This is a genomic window from Streptomyces sp. NPDC054956 (genome assembly GCF_053609185.1).
In genome coordinates, this window is sequence record NZ_JBSGXB010000154.1 from 1 (window position 1) to 17,349 (window position 17,349).

Genomic DNA, 17,349 nt, shown 5'->3' on the forward strand with positions numbered 1-17,349 from the left:
TCATCCACCGAAGTGGACGGGGTATCAACTTTTGGCGTTGATTTTTGGCACGCTGTTGAGTTCTCAAGGAACGGACGCTTCCTTTGTACTCACCCGCAGTAACAATTACTGGGGCTTTCCTCCGGGCGCTTCCTTCGTTTCCAACTCTACCAGATCATTTCCGCGCCGTTTCCGGCGGTGGATTTGAATTCGGTGACCGTTGGGGGTCTTTGCCTTTCGGCGCTCCACCACATTAGCGCTTATCCCTTGCGGCTCATAATCGGCCGCTCGGAATCGAATTCGGGCATGCCGAATAAGACCCCGCCAGGGGTAAGTCGTAGGTAGTGGGTTGGCCGCTCTGGAGGTCTGCCGATAGCAGTGCCCCGTTCAAGCGGCTCGGGCTACGTTAGGCGTCCGCACACCCCGAGTCAAGTTGAGCGGCGGCGTGGCGCGTGGGCGCGGTACGGGCTCACCGTCGGGTCGTGGGTGATCCAGTAGCGGTACGGGTGGTCCGCGCCGGCGCCGCCCACTCCGGTGCGGGGGCCGTTGCCCACCAGGTCGGGCGGGGTGGGGGTGCCGGCCAGGAGGGACAAGGGGGAATCGGGGCCCGCGCAGAGGTCCACGCCGTCCAGGGAGCGGTCCACGTCCAGGGCGGTGGCCAGCCGGGCCGGCCCTTTGGCCAGTTCTCGGTCGCCTCTGGCTGAAACTCGGCGTTTGCGAGCCAGATCGGCGCCCACGGTGATCTCCCCCGCCCGCAGCAGGACCCCGCTCGCGTGGCCCGGCGGACCGCACACCAGGTTGAGGCTGAACCACATGCCGTAGATGAAGTAGACGTACGCGTGTCCGGGTGGACCGAACATCGACGCGTTGCGCGCCGTCCGGCCGCGGTAGGCGTGGGAGCCCGGGTCCGCTTCCCCCTCATACGCCTCCACCTCAGTGATGCGCAGTTCCATGGGGCCGTCCGGGGTGATGCGGACCAGGGTGCGGCCCAGGAGGTCCGGAGCCACGGTGAGGACCGGGCGGTCGAAGAAGGACCTGGGCAGGGGCGTACGGTCGGGGCGCGCGCTCATCCGGTCGAGGGTAGTGGACTGCGCGGACCTGCAACCGGGGCCTAAGGTTCCGCGTTTGTAGGGGTAGTCCTGCGCGTAATCGCACACGTCTGTAGAGCAAGCCGTTTCAAGGGGAGTCAGAGCATGGGGTTCAGGAAGCTGTTCGCGAGCCTGGGTGCCGGTGGTGCTTCGGTCGACACGATCATCACCGAGCCGAACGTCGTGCCGGGCGGGATCGTCCAGGGCGAGGTGCGGATCCAGGGCGGCTCCGTGGAGCAGCAGATCGAGGGGCTGTCCGTCGGCCTCCAGGCGCGCGTGGAGGTGGAGGGCGGCGACCAGGAGTACAAGCAGGACATCGTCTTCACCAAGCAGCGCCTCGGCGGTGCCTTCCAGGTGCAGCCGGGCGCGCTGCACGTGGTGCCGTTCGGGCTGGAGATCCCCTGGGAGACGCCGATCACCCACTTCGGCGGTCGTCACCTGCACGGGATGAACATCGGTGTCAGCACGGAGCTGGAGATCGCCCGCGCGGTGGACGCCGGCGACCTCGACGCGATCAACGTGCACCCGGTGCCGGCGCAGCAGGCGATCCTCGACGCGTTCACGCAGCTGGGCTTCTCCTTCCGCAGCGCGGACATGGAGCGCGGGCACATCCGGGGTACGCGCCAGACGCTGCCCTTCTACCAGGAGATCGAGTTCCTGCCGCCGTCCCAGTACCGGGGTCTGAACCAGGTCGAGCTGACCTTCGTCTCCGACGGCCGCGAGATGGACGTCGTCCTGGAGATGGACAAGAAGCCGGGCCTGTTCAGCGAGGGCAGCGACACCTACCGCTGCTTCCAGGTGGGGCTGCAGTCCTACCAGGGGACCGACTGGGCGGCGTACCTGAACCAGTGGATCGCGTCGGTGGGTTCGCAGCGCAACTGGCTCTGAGCGGTTCTAGGCTCGGGGCGGTAGCCGCTACCGGTACGCGACGACTCAACCCAGCAGGAGGTTCAGCAGTGGCCGAGCAGAGCAGGGCGCCGCTCCCCCACGATTTCCATCCCCCGGTGCACGAGTTCACCGTGAGCAGCACGGACCTGGAGCCCGGGGCCGATCTGGGGGACGCGCAGGTGCTGTCGGGCGGGAACGTCTCGCCGCAGCTGCGGTGGGAGGGGTTCCCGGAGGGGACGAAGAGCTTCGCCGTGACGTGCTTCGACCCGGACGCTCCTACGGGCAGCGGGTTCTGGCACTGGGTGCTCTTCGACCTGCCGGTCTCGGTCACCGAGCTGCCGGCCGGGGCTGGAAGCGGGAAGTTCGAGGGGCTGCCCGCCGGGGCGGTGCACGTACGGAACGACTACGGCACCAAGGACTTCGGCGGGGCGGCTCCGCCCGCCGGGGAGCGGCACCGGTACGTGTTCACCGTGTACGCGGTGGACAAGGAGAAGCTCGGTCCCGGTGCGGACGTCTCGCCGGCGGCCGTCGGCTTCAATCTGCGGTTCCACTCGTTGGGGCGGGCGCAGCTGATCGGTGAGTACGAGGCCCCCGCGGGCTGATCACCGCGCCTTTCGTTCTCCGAGCGTTTGCCCGGTCCTGGTCTAAAGACGGCCAGGACCGGGCATTTTTATTGCGTTGTCCCGCGTGGCGCGCGCGGCCAGAGTGGTTTCGGGCCCCGCAGCCGGTGTGGTCGCGGGCCTGCACACGGGAGGTGGGCGAGATGCGGGACACGCTGGTGCTGAACGCGAGCTTCGAGCCGCTGTCGACGGTGACCCTGAACCGGGCTGTGGTCCTGGTGCTCCAGGACAAGGCCGTGGTCGAACAGTCGCATCCCGAGCTCCGTGTGCGCGCGGCCACGATGGATCTTCCGTTGCCGCGGGTGATCAGACTCTGCAGGTACGTCCGGGTGCCCTTCCGAAGACATGCTCCCTGGTCACGGAGGGGGGTGTTGATCCGGGACCAGCACCGGTGCGCGTACTGCGGGAAACGCGCGACGACCGTGGACCACGTGCTCCCGCGTGCGCAGGGCGGCGGGGACACGTGGCTGAACACGGTGGCCTCGTGCTCCGAGGACAACCACCGCAAGGCGGCCCGGACTCCGGAGGAGGCCGGGATGCCCCTGCTGCGCAAGCCCTTCGTGCCCTCGCCGGCGGACGCCATGCTGCTCGCGCTGGGGGTGGGCGGGCGGGACGCGTTGCCGGAGTGGCTGGAGCGTTCCGCGTAGGACCGCGCGTGATCGAGTAGGACCGCTCGTCCTGTCTGGTGGACGGCTGCGCTGGGCGGCGTACGTTTGCTACGTCGTTCAGCGGAGCAGCAGTTGGACGATCGCGATGATTCCGACGGTCACGATGACCCCGCGCAGGACGGTGGGCGGCAGTCGGCGGCCGACCTTGGCGCCGACCTGGCCGCCGATGGTGGAGCCGACCGCGATGAGCAGGACCGCCGTCCAGTCGAACTCGGCGACGAAGAGGAAGAAGACGGCCGCGATGCCGTTCACCATCGCGGCGACGACGTTCTTCACCGCGTTGATCCGCTGGATGTCGTCGCGGAGCAGCAGGCCCATGAGGCCGAGGTAGAGCACGCCCTGGGCGGCGCCGAAGTAGCCTCCGTACGCGCTCGAGAGCAGCATTCCGGAGAGCAGGGCCGGGCCGCCGTCGGGGTGGCCCGTGTCTCCCCCGGCCGCCTCCTGGCGCCGGCGCAGCGCCGCGGCGAGGCGGGGCTGGAAGACGACGAGCACGAGGGCCAGGCCGATGAGGACGGGCACGATCGTGTCGAAGGAGTCCGACGGCAGGGTGAGGAGCAGGATCGCGCCCGCGAGCCCGCCGACCAGGGAGACGGCGCCGAGCCGCAGGACGCGGGCGCGCTGGCCGCGGAGCTCCTCGCGGTAGCCGAAGGCCCCGCTGAGCGAACCGGGCACGAGGCCCAGGGTGTTGGAGACGTTGGCGGTGACCGGTGACAGACCGGTGGCCAGCAGCACCGGGAAGGTGATCAGGGTGCCGGAGCCGACGATGGTGTTGATCGCTCCGGCGCCGATGCCCGCGGCGAGGACCGCGAGCGCTTCCCAGAGGGACATCGAGAAGGAGGGCAAGGCCGTCCCCTTTGCGTGAGTGAGTCGCCTCCCCGCCATGAAGGTCGAGGGGCCTCACTGATCATGACGGATCACGCAGCCGGGAGGGGCCGTTCAGTCGATGGGGGGCTGTTCGCGGCGCTCCGCGGCCGCCTTGTCGGCCGCCGCGGCGGCGTCCTTGCCGGAACCGCCCGGGTTGAAGCCCGAACCGGGGCCCATCGGGCCGAAGTTGCCCATCGCGCCGGAGAGTCCCTTGAGGGCGTCACCGATCTCGCTCGGGACGATCCAGAGCTTGTTCGCGTCTCCCTCGGCGAGCTTCGGGAGCATCTGGAGGTACTGGTAGGCGAGCAGCTTCTGGTCGGCGTCGCCGGCGTGGATGGACTCGAAGACCGTACGGATGGCCTGCGCCTCGCCCTCGGCGCGCAGGGCGGCGGCCTTGGCGTCACCTTCGGCGCGCAGGATGGAGGACTGCTTCTCGCCCTCGGCGCGCAGGATCTCGGACTGGCGGACACCCTCGGCCTGGAGGATCGCGGCGCGCTTGTCGCGGTCGGCGCGCATCTGCTTCTCCATCGAGTCCTGGATGGAGGTCGGCGGCTCGATGGCCTTGAGCTCGACACGGTTGACGCGGATGCCCCACTTGCCGGTGGCCTCGTCGAGGACTCCGCGCAGGGCCGCGTTGATCTCCTCGCGGGAGGTCAGGGTCCGCTCCAGGTCCATGCCGCCGATGATGTTGCGCAGCGTGGTGACGGTGAGCTGCTCGATGGCCTGGATGTAGCTGGCCACTTCGTACGTGGCCGCGCGGGCGTCGGTCACCTGGTAGTAGATGACCGTGTCGATGTTGACGACCAGGTTGTCCTGGGTGATCACCGGCTGCGGCGGGAACGGGACGACCTGTTCACGGAGGTCGATCCGGTTGCGGATCGAGTCGATGAACGGGACGACGATGTTCAGGCCCGCGTTGAGGGTCCGGGTGTAGCGGCCGAAACGTTCGACGATGGCGGCGCTGGCCTGCGGGATCACCTGGATCGTCTTGACCAGTGCGATGAAGACCAGAACCACCAGAATGATCAGGACGATGATGATCGGTTGCATGCGGTTCCCCGTGCCCTTCCGGCTGTCTGTGCTGCCCCGTTGATCGGAGTCTCGCAGACCCCGGGGCCGCGAGTCGGCTGCTTGCTCACATGACGACCGCGGTAGCTCCGTCGATCTCCACCACGTCGACGGACTCGCCCGGTTCGAAGCTGGTGTCCGCGTCGAGGGCGCGGGCCGACCAGATCTCGCCGGCGAGCTTGATCCGGCCTCCGCCACCGGCGTCGACGCGTTCCAGGACGACGGCGCTGCGGCCCTTCAACGCGTCGATTCCGCTGCGGTGCTGGGGCTTTTGGCTGCGGTGCCGGTTGGCGATCGGCCGGACGACCGCGAGCAGCGCGACCGAGACGATCACGAAGACCAGGACCTGGGCGACCACTCCCCCGCCGAGGGCCGCCGTGATCGCGGCGGCCACCGCGCCGGCGGCGAACATGCCGAACTCGGGCATCGCGGTCAGGACGAGCGGGATGCCCAGTCCGACCGCGCCGATGAGCCACCACACCCACGCGTCGATGTCCACATGGTCATGGTAGGTCGGGTGGGCGCGGTCCGGACAGGGTGCGGGAGCCTCGGCCGGGAGCGGATCCGGCGGCGAGGACGGGCTCTAACGCAGGGGCAGGCCCTGGGCGGTCCAGCGCTCGTTCTCGTTGCGCTCGACGACGAGCGGGAGCCCGAAGCACAGCGAGAGGTTGCGGGAGGTCAGCTCCAGGTCGATGGGACCGGCGGTGACGACCTTGCCCTGGCGGATCATCAGGACGTGGGTGAACCCGGGGGCGATCTCCTCGACGTGGTGCGTGACCATGACCATCGAGGGCGCGAACGGGTCGCGGGCGAGCCGGCCGAGGCGTCGTACGAGGTCTTCGCGGCCGCCGAGGTCCAGACCCGCGGCGGGCTCGTCGAGGAGCAGCAGCTCGGGGTCGGTCATCAGGGCGCGGGCGATCAGGGTGCGCTTGCGCTCGCCCTCGGAGAGGGTGCCGAACTTCCGGTCGAGGTAGTCCGTCATGCCGAGGCGGTCGAGGAAGGCGCGGGCGCGCTGCTCGTCGATGTCCTCGTACTCCTCCTGCCAGGTGGCCGTCATGCCGTACGCGGCGGTGAGGACGGTCTGCAGGACGGTCTGGCGCTTCGGGAGCTTGTCGGCCATCGCGATGCCGGCGATGCCGATGCGGGGGCGCAGCTCGAAGACGTCCACCTTGCCGAGGGTGCTGCCGAGGATGGTGGCGGTGCCCTTGGTGGGGAAGAGGTAGCTGGAGGCGACGTTGAGCAGGGTGGTCTTCCCGGCGCCGTTGGGGCCGAGGATCACCCAGCGCTCCCCCTCCTTGACCGACCAGGAGACCTGGTCCACCAGAGCCCGGCCCTCGCGGACCACGGATACGTCCACCAGCTCCAGAACATCGCTCATGAGCGTGTTGTCTCCCCTTGCAGTCTCGGTTCGTCTGTGCACCGGTAGGCGCAGCCCCAGGGCAAAACCTACGCCACTCGGGGAGGGCTCCGGGCGCGGGCCCGGTTCGGAGGGCCGATCCGTAAAGTGGGGGGATGCTTTTCGAACCACGTTCAGGGCGGCTGGCCGCCTGGGGGAACGCTCTGCTGGCCGGTCTCGTCTCGCCCGACGAGGCCGTGTTGTCGATCGTGGGCGAGGACGCGGTGCACCGGGTGGAGGGGCTGCCCGGGGAAACCGGGCCGGTGGGGCTCACGCTCGCGCTCGGGCGGCTGCGGAGCCTGGGCGTGACCGGGCTGCGGGTCGCGCTGCCGGCGCCGGGGCATCCGCTGGGGCTGAGCGGGCCGCCGGAGTTCAACGCGCGGGCGCTGGACGCCGAGGAGGCGGTCGTGGCGGTGGGCGCGGCGGTCGGGCTGGTGCCGGAGGTCCGCGAGGCCGGGCCCGCCGGGGACGTGCACGTCTCGGTCACCTGGCACTGCCTGCCGGTACGGGAGGCCCCGCCGGCGGACGTACCGTCCCTCGGCGAGGCGGAGCGGGAGCTCGCGGAGGCGCTGCGCGAGGCCACGGTGGCGCTGACCCGGCTGGACGTGGCGGGATCGGGGCCGGTCGCGGACGCGGCGCTGTCGGCGTACCGGGCCCGGACGGAGGCCGGCCGGGACGCGCTGGCGCCGGGATACCCGCCGCGGGCGGTACGGGTGCTGGCGCTGGCGCAGCGGGTGGACCTGATGGTGTCGCTGGCGTACGAGCGGGGGCACGGGGCGGCGGTGGCCGCGTCGGAGATGGCGGCGCGGGCGGAGGCCTTGCGGCCGGTGGAACGGGTCGCTCGGCGGGCGTTGGTCGCGGCGTACAACTCTGCCGTGGAGGAGCGGGAGCGGGGGCTTTAGCCTCGGGCCGGCCGCGGTGTGCCTGCGGCGGCTGCGTGGGCTTCCGGTGCGGCGCCGTCGCGCAAGCGTCCCCGGCTGCGCCGGGCTTTCCGGGGCGCCGCCCCGGGCCCCGCGCTCAAACGCCGGCGGGGCTGATTCTGCCCGGTCCCGGCGGGGCTGATTTTGCCCGGCTGCGGCAACGGCCCCGCTTCCCGGGGAGAGGGGGGAAGCGGGGCCGAGGTGCCTGGCCGCTACGCGGGCCCGCCTGCGACACCGGACGGAGTCCGGTGCAGCGGCCCGAAGCCTGCGGAGCAGTGCGAGGGGTGCATCAGGAATTGACGCCCGTGTTGCCCCAGACGCCGTTCAGCAGGCCGATCACGTTGACCGTGTTGCCCACGACGTTCGCGGGGATGTGGACCGGGGTCTGGAGCTGGTTCCCCGCGGCCACGCCGGGCGAGTTCAGGGCCTCGCCCTCCGCCGACGCACCGCCGTGCGCCGCCGAGACACCCGCGCCGGCGGCGAGGAGGCCGCCCGCGATCATGGTGACGGCGGTGGCCTTCTTGATGTTCTTCACGTTCTCGTCCTCCAGTACGTCTGCCGCGGCCAGCCGCCGCGGCACGTCATGAAGAACGGTCATCCGACGAACGGGATGCGCCATGTGGGCGACATACACCCGACCGTATGAATCACTCCGTGATTCCGTGTCTGACCGCCCACAGCGCCGCCTGGGTCCGGTCCGCGAGGTCCAGCTTCATCAGGATGTTCGATACGTGCGTCTTGACCGTCTTCTCCGACAGGACCAGCGCGCGGGCGATCTCCCGGTTCGAGCGGCCGTCCGCGATGTGCCGCAGCACCTCGCGCTCGCGGTCGGTCAGGTTGCCGCCGCGTCCGGCCGACGAGGTGCCGTGGCCCTCCTCGGAGATCAGGGCCGCCGCGACCTCCGGCTGGAGCAGGACGTGGCCCGCGTGGACCGAGCGGATGGCGGCGGCGAGCGCGTCGGGGTCGATGTCCTTGTGGACGTAGCCCGCGGCGCCGGCGCGCAGGGCGGGGACCACCGTCCGCTGCTCGGTGAAGCTGGTGACGATCAGCACCCGCGCCGGGTTGTCCAGTCCGCGGAGCCTGCGCAGGGCCTCGATGCCGTCGGTGCCCGGCATCTTCACGTCCATCAGGATCACGTCGGGCCGCAGTTCCTCGGCGCGGGCGATGCCTTCCTCGCCGTCGGCGGCCTCGCCGACCACCTCTATGTCGTCCTGGACCTCCAGGAAGGTGCGCAGGCCCCGCCGGACCACCTGGTGGTCGTCGACGAGCAGGATCCTGATGCGGCCGGGCCGTCCTGGGGTGTCAGCCACCGGGGACCTCCAGTTCGATCGTGGTGCCCGCGTCGGGCTCCGAGTGGACGGTGAGGCGGCCTCCGACGCCGGCCGCCCGGTCCCGCATGGAGACCAGGCCGAGGTGGCGGCCCGCCCGGCGGACGGTGGGAGGGGAGAAGCCGGATCCGTCGTCGCTCACCCGCAGCACCGCTCCCCCGGCCTCCCGGCGGGTCAGCGTGACCTCGACCAGTTCGCCGCCCGAGTGGCGCAGGGCGTTGTGCAGGGCCTCCTGCGCCACCCGCAGGACCGCTTCCTCCTGGGCCGCCGGCAGGGCCCGTACTCCGTCGCAGGCGAAGGTGACCCGCGCGGTGTGGGCGCGGTCCAGGACCCGGACCTGGTTGCGCAGGGTGGCGACCAGGCCGTCCTCGTCCAGGGCGGCCGGGCGCAGCTCGGTGACGGCGGCGCGCAGTTCGTCGGCGGCCTCGGCCGCGAGGACGGCGACCTGCTGGAGCTCGTCCTTGGCCCGGGCCGGGTCGCGGTCCACGAGGGCGGCGGCGGCCTGGGCGGTCAGGCGGAGCGAGAAGAGCTTCTGGCTGACGGCGTCGTGCAGCTCGTGGGCGAGGCGGGAGCGTTCCTCGGCGATGGTCAGCTCGCGGCTGCGCTCGTAGAGGCGGGCGTTGGTGAGGGCGATCGCCGCGTGCTGGGCGAGGAGGGAGAGGAGGTCCACGTCCTCGTCGCTGAAGCCTCCCGGGCCGCGCTTGTTCGCGAGGAAGAGGGCGCCGAGGGTCTCCTCGCCGTCCCTGATGGACAGGCCGAGGAAATCGGACATGTCGGGGTGGGCGGCGGGCCAGCCCTCGAAGCGCGGGTCCTTCCTGACGTCGGCCAGCCGCTCGGGGCCTTCGTGGTGGAGCATCGCGGCGAGGATGCCGTGCTGGCGGGGCAGCGGGCCGATCGCCCTCCACTGTTCCTCGCTGATGCCGTCCACGACGAACTGGGCGAAGCCTCCGTGGTCGTCCGGGACGCCCAGGGCCGCGTACTCGGCGTCGAGGAGCTCGCGGGCCGAGGCGACGATCGTGCGCAGCACGTCGCGGACCTCCAGCCGGCGGCTCATGGCGAGCAGCGCGGTGCTCACGGCGGCCAGGCCGCTTCCGGGTCCTCTGGGTCCGGGGTGCATGGCCTCACCGTACTAGTGGCGCTGACCTGCGGGATCGGTCGCGGGTCGTAGGCCGGGGCCGGTTGCGGGCGTAGTCCCCGGCCTAGGTCGAAGGGACCTGGCGGGGTGCGGCCGGCGGCCGAGGCGGCGGGGGCGGGCCGGTTCCTAGGTTGGGGGCATCCGAAGGTCTGCAGGGAAGCGAGGGAGCGGTCATGGCCGTGGCGATGGTGACGGGGGCGTCGAGGGGGCTGGGCCGGGCGTTGGCCGGGGAGCTGGCGGCGCGCGGATGGGACCTGGTGCTGAGCGCGCGGAGCGCGGGGGTCCTGGAGGAGGCCGCGGCGGGGCTGCGGGCCCGGGGCGTACGGGTCACGGCCGTGGCCGGGGACGTGACCTCGGCCGGGCACCGGGCGGACCTGGTGGCGGCGGCGCGGGCGCTGGGCGGGCTGGACCTGCTGGTGAACAACGCGGGGGTGCTCGGTGCGGAGCCGCTGGTCCCGCTGGCGGCGCATCCGCTGGACGGGCTGCGGGAGGCGTTCGAGGTGAACGTGGTGGCGCCCCTGGGGCTGGTCCAGGAAGCACTGCCGCTGCTGCGGGCGGCGGGGGCCGGGGCCGGGGCCGGGGCGGTGCTGAACGTCAGCTCGGACGCGGCGGTGGTGGCGTACGCGACGTGGGGTGCGTACGGGGCGACCAAGGCGGCGGGGGACCTGATGTCGGCGGTGCTCGCGGGCGAGGAGCCGCAGCTGCGCGTCTGGTGGGTGGATCCGGGCTCGATGCGGACGCGGATGATGGCGGCGGCCGAGCCGGACGAGGACCTGACGGAGCTGCCCGCGCCGGAGGAGGTGGCTCCGCTGCTGCTGCGTCTGGTGACGGAGCACCTGCCGAGCGGGCGGTACACGGCGCAAGGGCTGGCGCCCGGGACGGCGGCACCCGGCACGGCTGCGGCGGCGACGCGGTGAGCCTGGCAGGGGGCCAGGTGGCCGGCGGTTCAGGGGAAGCGGCCTCGATCGGCGCCACCGGCAGTGCGCCGGGCGAAGCTTCGGGCAGGCCTGGGGGGACGGCCGTCAGCCGAGCCCCGGGGGCCACAGCGAGCGGAGCCTCGGGCCGGGTGCGCGGCGGGGGTCGGGGGCTACGGGAGAAGGGACTGTATATACCGGACATACCGCCAGGCCTTGTGGCCCGGGTTCCGGCCGAGCAGCGGGGGCCGGGCCTGGGCCGGGACTCGGTGCGGCTGCTGGTCTCCCGGGGCGCCTCGGAGGTGTCGCTGCACGCCTTCCGGGAGCTGCCGGGGCTGCTGCGGGCCGGGGACGTCCTGGTGGTGAACACCTCGGCGACGCTGCCGGCCGCCGTGGACGCCCGCCTGGGCGGGGAGCGGATCGTCGTGCACTTCTCCACGCGGGGGCCGGACGGCCGCTGGGCCGTGGAGCTGCGGGATCCGGACCGGGTCGTGCGGGGGACGACCCGGCCCCGTCCCGGCGGCCCCGCCGGGGCGGCCGTGGAGCTGCCGGACGGGCGGCGCCTCGTACTGGAGGAGCCGCTCGCGGCCGGGGCGGACCGGCTGTGGTGGGCGCGGCCGGCGCCGCGAGGGGGGCAGCCGTCTCCGCCGGGGGTGACGGCCGGGCCGCGGGACGGGGTGGCGGCCGGGCCGCCGGACTGGGTGGCGGGACTGCTGCGGGGACACGGGCGGCCGATCCGGTACGGGTACACCGAGCGGGAGCAGCCGCTGTCGGCCTACCAGACGGTGTTCGCGGTGCCGCGCGCCGACGGGGCGGGATCGGCGGAGATGCCGAGCGCGGGCCGTCCCTTCACCGCGGAGCTGGTGGCGGAGCTGGTGCGCCGGGGGGTGCAGTTCGCACCGCTGACCCTGCACACGGGGGTGGCCTCGCAAGAGGCGCACGAGCCGCCGTACCCGGAGCCCTACGAGGTGCCGGCGACGACGGCGTGGCTGGTGAACGCGGCGAGGGCGGCGGGCGGGAGGGTGATCGCGGTCGGGACCACCGCGGTGCGGGCGCTGGAGTCGGCCGCCGACGGGGACGGGTTGGTGCGGGCGGCCAGGGGCTGGACCGACCTCGTGGTGACGCCGGAGCGCGGCGTGCGGGCGGTGGACGGGCTGCTGACCGGGCTGCACGAGCCGCAGGCCTCGCACCTGCTGATGCTGGAGGCGGTCGCCGGGCGGGAGGCCGTACGGCTCGGATACGCCGAGGCGGCGGCCCGGCTATGCCTTTGGCACGAGTTCGGGGACGTCCATCTGCTACTCAAGGATGAGATCACTCACGGATTGAATTGCTGACGCAACTCTCGGTGAGATTGTTACGTGGCCGATGTGAGCCCGCACATAGGACGCACATCACTTACGAAGTTGCCTAGTGGATACATAAAGGTCCTGTCAGCGCTGCTGCGCCTAGCGCCGAGCCCGGAATTCCGGGCTCGGCGCCTTGCCGTGATCCACTAAGCGGCTTCGTACGTCACACCTTTGCCACAAGTTTTTGCCACCGCTAAGAATTGCCCTCGTCGCACAGCGCCGCGGATCCCGGATCCGAGCGGCGCTTTCCTGCGGCCCCCGCTATTCGAAGAGGTTGCTACGCATGTCCAAGACCAGCACCCCCGGCCACAGTCGTCGCCTGACGAAGGCGACCCGGCTCTCCATCGCCGGTGCCGCCACCCTGAGCGCCGCCGCTCTCGCCTTCTCCCTCGTCCCGGCCGGTGCCGGTGAGTCGGAGACGGTCGTGGCCGCCGCCCCCGTGGCTTGGACCAAGGTCGTCGACGGAGCGCAGTCGAAGGTCGTGTCCGACCACCTCGCCGCGCAGCAGGTCGTCGCGGACAAGCAGGCCAAGGACGCCAAGGCCAAGGCCGAGGCCGCCGCGAAGAAGGACCGCGACGAGAAGGAGGCCGCGAGCCGCTCCGCCGCCCGCACCCCCGTCTTCGCGAACAACCTCGACGGCTGGATCAAGGAAGCGCTCTTCATCATGAAGCGCGAGGGCATCCCCGGCACGTACGCGGGCATCCACCGCAACATCATGCGCGAGTCGAGCGGCAACCCCCTCGCGATCAACAACTGGGACATCAACGCCAAGAACGGCATCCCCAGCAAGGGTCTGCTCCAGGTCATCGCCCCGACCTTCAAGGCGTACCACGTCAAGGGCACCAAGTTCGACCAGTACGACCCGGTCGCCAACATCGTCGCGGCCTGCAACTACGCGGCCGACCGCTACGGCTCCATGGACAACGTCAACAGCGCCTACTAGGCCCCTGGCGTCCTCCGAGACCCCCACGCGCCTCAGGGCGGCCCCCGGTGTTCCCGGTGGCCGCCCTGAGGCGTTCGTGCGTACCGCTGGTGGTGCGGGGTGTTACTTGCGCATGACCTCGGGCTCGTGGCGGCGCAGCAGACGCGCGACCGCGAAGCCGCAGGCGACGCCGAGCAGGATCAGGACGATGATGTCGAAGCTCCACTGGCCGACCGTGGCGTCCCAGAGCGGGTCGGTGTTCTCCGGGTGCTCCCGGTCCCACGGCGCCATGAGCTGCGAGAGGTGCAGCGTGGTGCCGGCGGCGGCGACGGCCCAGCGGGACGGCATCAGCCAGGCGACCTGCTCCAGGCCGAGCGAGTCGTAGACCTGGAAGAGGACGCCGGTGAAGACGACCTGGACGATCGCGAACATGACCAGCAGCGGCATCGTCTTCTCGGAGGTCTTCACCAGCGAGGAGATGACCAGGCCGAACATCATCGACGTGAAGCCGAGCGCGGTGATCGACAGGCAGACCTCCACGGCCGGGGGCATGAACAGGCCCTCGGCCGGCAGGTCGCGCGGGAAGAAGCCGATCCCGCAGATGATCACGCCCTGGATGGCCGTGATGATGCCGAGGACGATCACCTTCGACATCAGGTAGGCCGACCGGGACAGGCCGGTCGCGCGTTCCCGTTCGTAGATCACCCGTTCCTTGATCAGCTCACGGACGGAGTTGGCGGCGCCCGAGAAGCACATGCCCACCGCGAGGATCAGGACGATGGTGCCGGCGGCGGTGTTGAAGCCGCTCGGCGGGGCCGCGAGGCCGAACTTCGCCGGGATGACCGTGGAGACCACGCCCAGGACCGCCGGGAGGATCAACATCAGGCCGATGAAGCCCTTGTCGGACGCGATCACCGACAGGTAGCGGCGGATCAGCGTCCAGAGCTGGGAGCCCCAGCCCTGCGGCTTCGGCGGGCGGGTCTGCTGCACGGCGGGCTGCACCGACTGCGGGGCGACCGCGTCGATGTCGGCCGCGTACAGCTGGTAGTGCTGCGAGCCCTTCCAGCGGCCGGCCCAGTCGTAGTCGCGGTAGCTCTCGAAGGCCGAGAAGACGTCGGCCCACGTGGTGTAGCCGAAGAAGTTCAGCGCCTCGTCCGGCGGACCGAAGTACGCGACCGAGCCGCCCGGGGCCATGACCAGCAGCTTGTCGCAGATGGCCAGCTCGGCGACCGAGTGGGTGACGACGAGTACCGTGCGGCCGTCGTCGGCGAGGCCGCGCAGCAGCTGCATGACGTCGCGGTCCATGCCCGGGTCCAGGCCGGAGGTGGGCTCGTCCAGGAAGATCAGCGACGGCTTGGTCAGCAGCTCCAGGGCCACGGACACGCGCTTGCGCTGGCCGCCCGAGAGCGAGGTGATCTTCTTGTCCTTGTGGATGTCGAGCTTGAGCTCGCGCAGCACCTCGTCGATGCGGGCAGCGCGCTCGGACTCGGCGGTGTCGCCCGGGAAGCGCAGCTTGGCCGCGTACTTCAGGGCGGTGCTGACCTTCAGCTCCTTGTGCAGGATGTCGTCCTGCGGGACCAGGCCGATGCGCTGGCGGAGCTCCGCGAACTGCTTGTACAGGTTGCGGTTGTCGTAGAGGACGTCGCCCTCGTTGGCCGGCCGGTAGCCGGTCAGCGCCTTGAGCAGCGTCGACTTGCCCGAGCCGGAGGGCCCGATGACGCCGATCAGCGACTTCTCCGGGACGCCGAAGGTGACGTCCTTGAGGATCTGCTTGCCGCCGTCGACCGTGACCGTGAGGTGGCGGGCCGAGAAGGAGACGTCACCGGTGTCGACGAACTCCTCGAGCCGGTCCCCGACGATGCGGAACGTCGAGTGGCCGACGCCGACGATGTCGTTCGGGCCGAGCAGCGCCGTGCCGGACTTCGCCAGCGGCTGACCGTTGACGTAGGTGCCGTTGTGGCTGCCGAGGTCGCGGATCTCGAAGCGGCCGCCCGGCATCGAGCGGAACTCGGCGTGGTGGCGGGAGACCTGGAGGTCGGAGACCACCAGCTCGTTCTCCAGCGCACGGCCGATCCGCATGACGTGGCCCAGCGAGAGCTGGTGGAACGTCGTCGGGCTGCGGTGGTCGCCGTAGCCCGGGGTGCCGCCGCCCTGCTGCTGCGGGAACGGCTGCGCCTGCGGCGCCGGGGGCGCCTGCTGGTGCGGCACCTGCGGCGGTGCCTGCTGGGCGTGCTGTGCCTGCTGCGGCGCCTGCTGCCAGGACTGCTGCGGCTGGGCCTGCGGCTGCTGCGCGTACGCCTGCGCCGGCGACTGCTGCGCCACGGCCGGCTGCGGCGCCGGGGCGGCCGCTCCGACGGGATTCAGCCGCGGCCCGTCGGTGGCGTTGCCCAGGAACACCGGCGTGCCGGGCACGAGCTCGGCCTGCTGGACCCTCGCCCCGTGCACATAGGTGCCGTTGGTGCTTCCGTGGTCCTCGATTCCCCAACCCCGGCCGTTCCAGGCGATGGTGGCATGCCGCCACGACACCCGGGCGTCATCGATCACCACGTCTCCCTGGGGGTCGCGCCCCAGCGAGTACGACCTGGACGGATCGAGCGTCCAGGTCCTTCCATTCAATTCCAGTACGAGTTCCGGCACTCCAGCCCCACTTAAGTCCCCCGAGAATCCCCCATGACGTCAGGGAGTCTAGGGATGGCGAACATCCGGGGGAACTATTTCAGGCGCACGGCCACAAGGGGAATCCGGGCCACTCGACGGCGTCCGCGACGCCTCCGCGAGGGGGTAGAAACTGCCCGGAGGGTGTGATTCGGGACTTCCCGCCCGCCCTCCCGGCGCTCCGGCGCACGCCGGAGCGGTCCGGACGCCACCGCGGACGGGCGGCTCCGCGGCTCCGCGGGAACGAAACGGTTCCGGCAGGTGGGACGGGGGTCCGTGCGCGGAGGCCGGGGAGATACGGTGAAGGCACCATGAGCGCTTCGCAGACCTCCGACGTCCCCACCCTCCTCGTCAAGATCTTCGGCAAGGACCGTCCCGGGATCACCGCCGGGCTGTTCGACACCCTCGCGGCCTACTCCGTCGACGTCGTCGACATCGAGCAGGTCGTCACGCGGGGGCGCATCGTCCTGTGCGTCCTCGTCACCCATCCCTCCGGCGGCACCGAGGGCGAGCTGCGGGCCACCGTCCACAGCTGGGCCGAGTCGCAGAAGCTGCAGGCCGAGATCCTCTCCGGCACCGGTGACAACCGGCCGCGCGGCAGTGGCCGTTCGCACGTGACCGTGCTCGGGAACCCGCTCACCGCCGAGTCCACGGCCGCCATCGCCGCCCGGATCACCTCCACCGGCGGCAACATCGACCGCATCTTCCGGCTCGCGAAGTATCCGGTGACGGCCGTGGAGTTCGCCGTCTCCGGCACCGAGACCGAGCCACTGCGCACGGTCCTGGCCACCGCCGCCGCGCAGATCGGCGTGGACGTGGCCGTGGTCTCGGCCGGCCTGCACCGGCGCGCCCAGCGCCTGGTCGTCATGGACGTGGACTCGACCCTGATCCAGGACGAGGTCATCGAGCTCTTCGCCGCGCACGCGGGCTGCGAGGCCGAGGTCGCCGAGGTGACCGAGCGGGCCATGCGCGGCGAGCTGGACTTCGAGCAGTCGCTGCACGCCCGTGTCGCGCTGCTGGCGGGGCTGGACGCCTCCGTCGTGGACAAGGTCCGCTCCGAGGTGCGCCTCACCCCCGGCGCGCGGACCCTGATCCGCACGCTCAAGCGCCTCGGATACCAGGTGGGCGTGGTCTCCGGCGGGTTCACGCAGGTGACGGACGATCTGCGGGACCGGCTGGGGCTGGACTTCGCCTCCGCCAACACCCTGGAGATCGTGGACGGCAAGCTGACCGGCCGGGTCACCGGCGAGATCGTGGACCGGGCGGGCAAGGCCCGGCTGCTGCGCCGCTTCGCCAAGGAGGCCGGCATACCGCTGGCCCAGACGGTGGCCATCGGCGATGGCGCCAATGACCTGGACATGCTGAACGCGGCCGGGCTGGGCGTGGCCTTCTGCGCCAAGCCGGTGGTCCGCCAGGCCGCGGACACCGCCGTGAACGTGCCGTTCCTGGACGCCGTGCTGTACCTGCTGGGCATCACCCGGGAAGAGGTCGAGGCCGCCGATCTGGCCTAGGCGATCCCTTTCGCGAACGGAGCGGGCCCCGGCACCGGGAAGGTGCC

The 17,349-nt window shown here is 71.4% G+C and carries 18 protein-coding genes; 9 read left to right on the forward strand and 9 right to left on the reverse strand.

Annotation, left to right across the window (positions count from 1 at the left end):
* On the forward strand, positions 1–187 hold a 187-nt coding region (locus ACWGDE_RS22910; protein WP_453390864.1), incomplete at its 5' end, for a hypothetical protein.
* 220 nt (positions 188–407) lie between these two features.
* On the opposite strand, the gene ACWGDE_RS22915 is transcribed toward ACWGDE_RS22910, so the two are convergent.
* Complete coding sequence (locus tag ACWGDE_RS22915) at positions 408–1,049, reverse strand: DNA-3-methyladenine glycosylase (protein ID WP_453390865.1); 642 nt, start codon at positions 1,047–1,049, stop codon at positions 408–410.
* A 123-nt stretch (positions 1,050–1,172) separates the two neighbouring features.
* Here ACWGDE_RS22915 and ACWGDE_RS22920 point away from each other — a divergent pair, with 123 nt between their 5' ends.
* The 3 genes from ACWGDE_RS22920 (at position 1,173) to ACWGDE_RS22930 (ending at position 3,222) form a co-directional block, all read left to right on the forward strand.
* Entirely contained in the window at positions 1,173–1,955 is a 783-nt protein-coding gene (locus ACWGDE_RS22920; RefSeq protein WP_453390866.1) for a sporulation protein, read from the forward strand.
* A 68-nt stretch (positions 1,956–2,023) separates the two neighbouring features.
* Positions 2,024–2,557 carry a YbhB/YbcL family Raf kinase inhibitor-like protein gene (locus ACWGDE_RS22925; protein ID WP_453390867.1) on the forward strand — a complete coding sequence of 178 codons (534 nt, stop codon included), beginning with the start codon at positions 2,024–2,026 and terminating at the stop codon, positions 2,555–2,557.
* A gap of 161 nt (positions 2,558–2,718) precedes the next feature.
* A complete protein-coding gene (locus tag ACWGDE_RS22930; RefSeq protein WP_453390868.1) occupies positions 2,719–3,222 on the forward strand; it encodes an HNH endonuclease in 504 nt (167 codons plus the stop codon).
* A gap of 78 nt (positions 3,223–3,300) precedes the next feature.
* Here ACWGDE_RS22930 and ACWGDE_RS22935 read toward each other — a convergent pair whose 3' ends face one another.
* The 4 genes from ACWGDE_RS22935 to ACWGDE_RS22950 form a co-directional block, all read right to left on the reverse strand.
* Positions 3,301–4,071, reverse strand: coding sequence for a sulfite exporter TauE/SafE family protein (locus ACWGDE_RS22935; RefSeq protein ID WP_453390869.1), 771 nt, complete (start codon positions 4,069–4,071; stop codon positions 3,301–3,303).
* A gap of 108 nt (positions 4,072–4,179) precedes the next feature.
* Positions 4,180–5,157: an SPFH domain-containing protein gene (locus ACWGDE_RS22940; RefSeq protein ID WP_453390870.1), complete on the reverse strand. Its 978-nt coding sequence runs from the start codon at positions 5,155–5,157 to the stop codon at positions 4,180–4,182.
* An 85-nt stretch (positions 5,158–5,242) separates the two neighbouring features.
* Complete coding sequence (locus ACWGDE_RS22945) at positions 5,243–5,674, reverse strand: NfeD family protein (RefSeq protein WP_453390871.1); 432 nt, start codon at positions 5,672–5,674, stop codon at positions 5,243–5,245.
* Positions 5,675–5,758: 84 nt separating this feature from the next.
* Positions 5,759–6,553, reverse strand: a complete 795-nt coding sequence (locus ACWGDE_RS22950; RefSeq protein WP_453390872.1) for an ABC transporter ATP-binding protein — start codon at positions 6,551–6,553, stop codon at positions 5,759–5,761.
* Positions 6,554–6,687: 134 nt separating this feature from the next.
* Here ACWGDE_RS22950 and ACWGDE_RS22955 point away from each other — a divergent pair, with 134 nt between their 5' ends.
* Positions 6,688–7,473, forward strand: coding sequence for a hypothetical protein (locus tag ACWGDE_RS22955; RefSeq protein ID WP_453390873.1), 786 nt, complete (start codon positions 6,688–6,690; stop codon positions 7,471–7,473).
* A gap of 307 nt (positions 7,474–7,780) precedes the next feature.
* Here the strand turns inward: ACWGDE_RS22955 and ACWGDE_RS22960 are convergent, their stop codons facing one another.
* The 3 genes from ACWGDE_RS22960 to ACWGDE_RS22970 all read right to left on the reverse strand — a co-directional run bounded on the left by ACWGDE_RS22960 (position 7,781) and on the right by ACWGDE_RS22970 (position 9,936).
* A complete protein-coding gene (locus ACWGDE_RS22960; protein ID WP_453390881.1) occupies positions 7,781–8,026 on the reverse strand; it encodes a chaplin in 246 nt (81 codons plus the stop codon).
* A gap of 112 nt (positions 8,027–8,138) precedes the next feature.
* Positions 8,139–8,801, reverse strand: a complete 663-nt coding sequence (locus ACWGDE_RS22965) for a response regulator (protein ID WP_453390874.1) — start codon at positions 8,799–8,801, stop codon at positions 8,139–8,141.
* Positions 8,794–9,936, reverse strand: a complete 1,143-nt coding sequence (locus ACWGDE_RS22970) for a GAF domain-containing sensor histidine kinase (protein WP_453390875.1) — start codon at positions 9,934–9,936, stop codon at positions 8,794–8,796. Before ACWGDE_RS22970 ends, ACWGDE_RS22965 begins: the two co-directional genes overlap by 8 nt.
* Before the next feature lie 191 nt (positions 9,937–10,127).
* On the opposite strand from ACWGDE_RS22970, the gene ACWGDE_RS22975 reads away from it, so the two are divergent.
* The 3 genes from ACWGDE_RS22975 to ACWGDE_RS22985 all read left to right on the forward strand — a co-directional run bounded on the left by ACWGDE_RS22975 (position 10,128) and on the right by ACWGDE_RS22985 (position 13,157).
* Positions 10,128–10,871 carry an SDR family NAD(P)-dependent oxidoreductase gene (locus tag ACWGDE_RS22975; RefSeq protein WP_453390876.1) on the forward strand — a complete coding sequence of 248 codons (744 nt, stop codon included), beginning with the start codon at positions 10,128–10,130 and terminating at the stop codon, positions 10,869–10,871.
* A gap of 149 nt (positions 10,872–11,020) precedes the next feature.
* Positions 11,021–12,202, forward strand: coding sequence for an S-adenosylmethionine:tRNA ribosyltransferase-isomerase (locus ACWGDE_RS22980; protein ID WP_453390877.1), 1,182 nt, complete (start codon positions 11,021–11,023; stop codon positions 12,200–12,202).
* A 295-nt stretch (positions 12,203–12,497) separates the two neighbouring features.
* Positions 12,498–13,157 (forward strand): transglycosylase SLT domain-containing protein, encoded by a 660-nt coding sequence (locus ACWGDE_RS22985; RefSeq protein WP_453390878.1) that lies wholly within the window; start codon positions 12,498–12,500, stop codon positions 13,155–13,157.
* Between the two features lie 102 nt (positions 13,158–13,259).
* Here ACWGDE_RS22985 and ACWGDE_RS22990 read toward each other — a convergent pair whose 3' ends face one another.
* Positions 13,260–15,773, reverse strand: coding sequence for an FHA domain-containing protein (locus ACWGDE_RS22990; RefSeq protein WP_453390879.1), 2,514 nt, complete (start codon positions 15,771–15,773; stop codon positions 13,260–13,262).
* A gap of 329 nt (positions 15,774–16,102) precedes the next feature.
* On the opposite strand from ACWGDE_RS22990, the gene serB reads away from it, so the two are divergent.
* A complete protein-coding gene (gene serB, locus ACWGDE_RS22995) occupies positions 16,103–17,302 on the forward strand; it encodes a phosphoserine phosphatase SerB (RefSeq protein ID WP_453390880.1) in 1,200 nt (399 codons plus the stop codon).
* Positions 17,303–17,349: the final 47 nt, after the last annotated feature.

What these genes read in the sequence shown, in the direction of transcription:
- ACWGDE_RS22915 (WP_453390865.1), bottom strand. Translation starts at nt 1,049, where the DNA reads ATGAGCGCGCGCCCCGACCGTACGCCCCTGCCCAGGTCCTTCTTCGAC.
- ACWGDE_RS22920 (WP_453390866.1), top strand. Translation starts at nt 1,173, where the DNA reads ATGGGGTTCAGGAAGCTGTTCGCGAGCCTGGGTGCCGGTGGTGCTTCG.
- ACWGDE_RS22930 (WP_453390868.1), top strand. Translation starts at nt 2,719, where the DNA reads ATGCGGGACACGCTGGTGCTGAACGCGAGCTTCGAGCCGCTGTCGACG.
- ACWGDE_RS22935 (WP_453390869.1), bottom strand. Translation starts at nt 4,071, where the DNA reads ATGTCCCTCTGGGAAGCGCTCGCGGTCCTCGCCGCGGGCATCGGCGCC.
- ACWGDE_RS22940 (WP_453390870.1), bottom strand. Translation starts at nt 5,157, where the DNA reads ATGCAACCGATCATCATCGTCCTGATCATTCTGGTGGTTCTGGTCTTC.
- ACWGDE_RS22950 (WP_453390872.1), bottom strand. Translation starts at nt 6,553, where the DNA reads ATGAGCGATGTTCTGGAGCTGGTGGACGTATCCGTGGTCCGCGAGGGC.
- ACWGDE_RS22955 (WP_453390873.1), top strand. Translation starts at nt 6,688, where the DNA reads ATGCTTTTCGAACCACGTTCAGGGCGGCTGGCCGCCTGGGGGAACGCT.
- ACWGDE_RS22970 (WP_453390875.1), bottom strand. Translation starts at nt 9,936, where the DNA reads ATGCACCCCGGACCCAGAGGACCCGGAAGCGGCCTGGCCGCCGTGAGC.
- ACWGDE_RS22975 (WP_453390876.1), top strand. Translation starts at nt 10,128, where the DNA reads ATGGCCGTGGCGATGGTGACGGGGGCGTCGAGGGGGCTGGGCCGGGCG.
- ACWGDE_RS22985 (WP_453390878.1), top strand. Translation starts at nt 12,498, where the DNA reads ATGTCCAAGACCAGCACCCCCGGCCACAGTCGTCGCCTGACGAAGGCG.
- serB (WP_453390880.1), top strand. Translation starts at nt 16,103, where the DNA reads ATGAGCGCTTCGCAGACCTCCGACGTCCCCACCCTCCTCGTCAAGATC.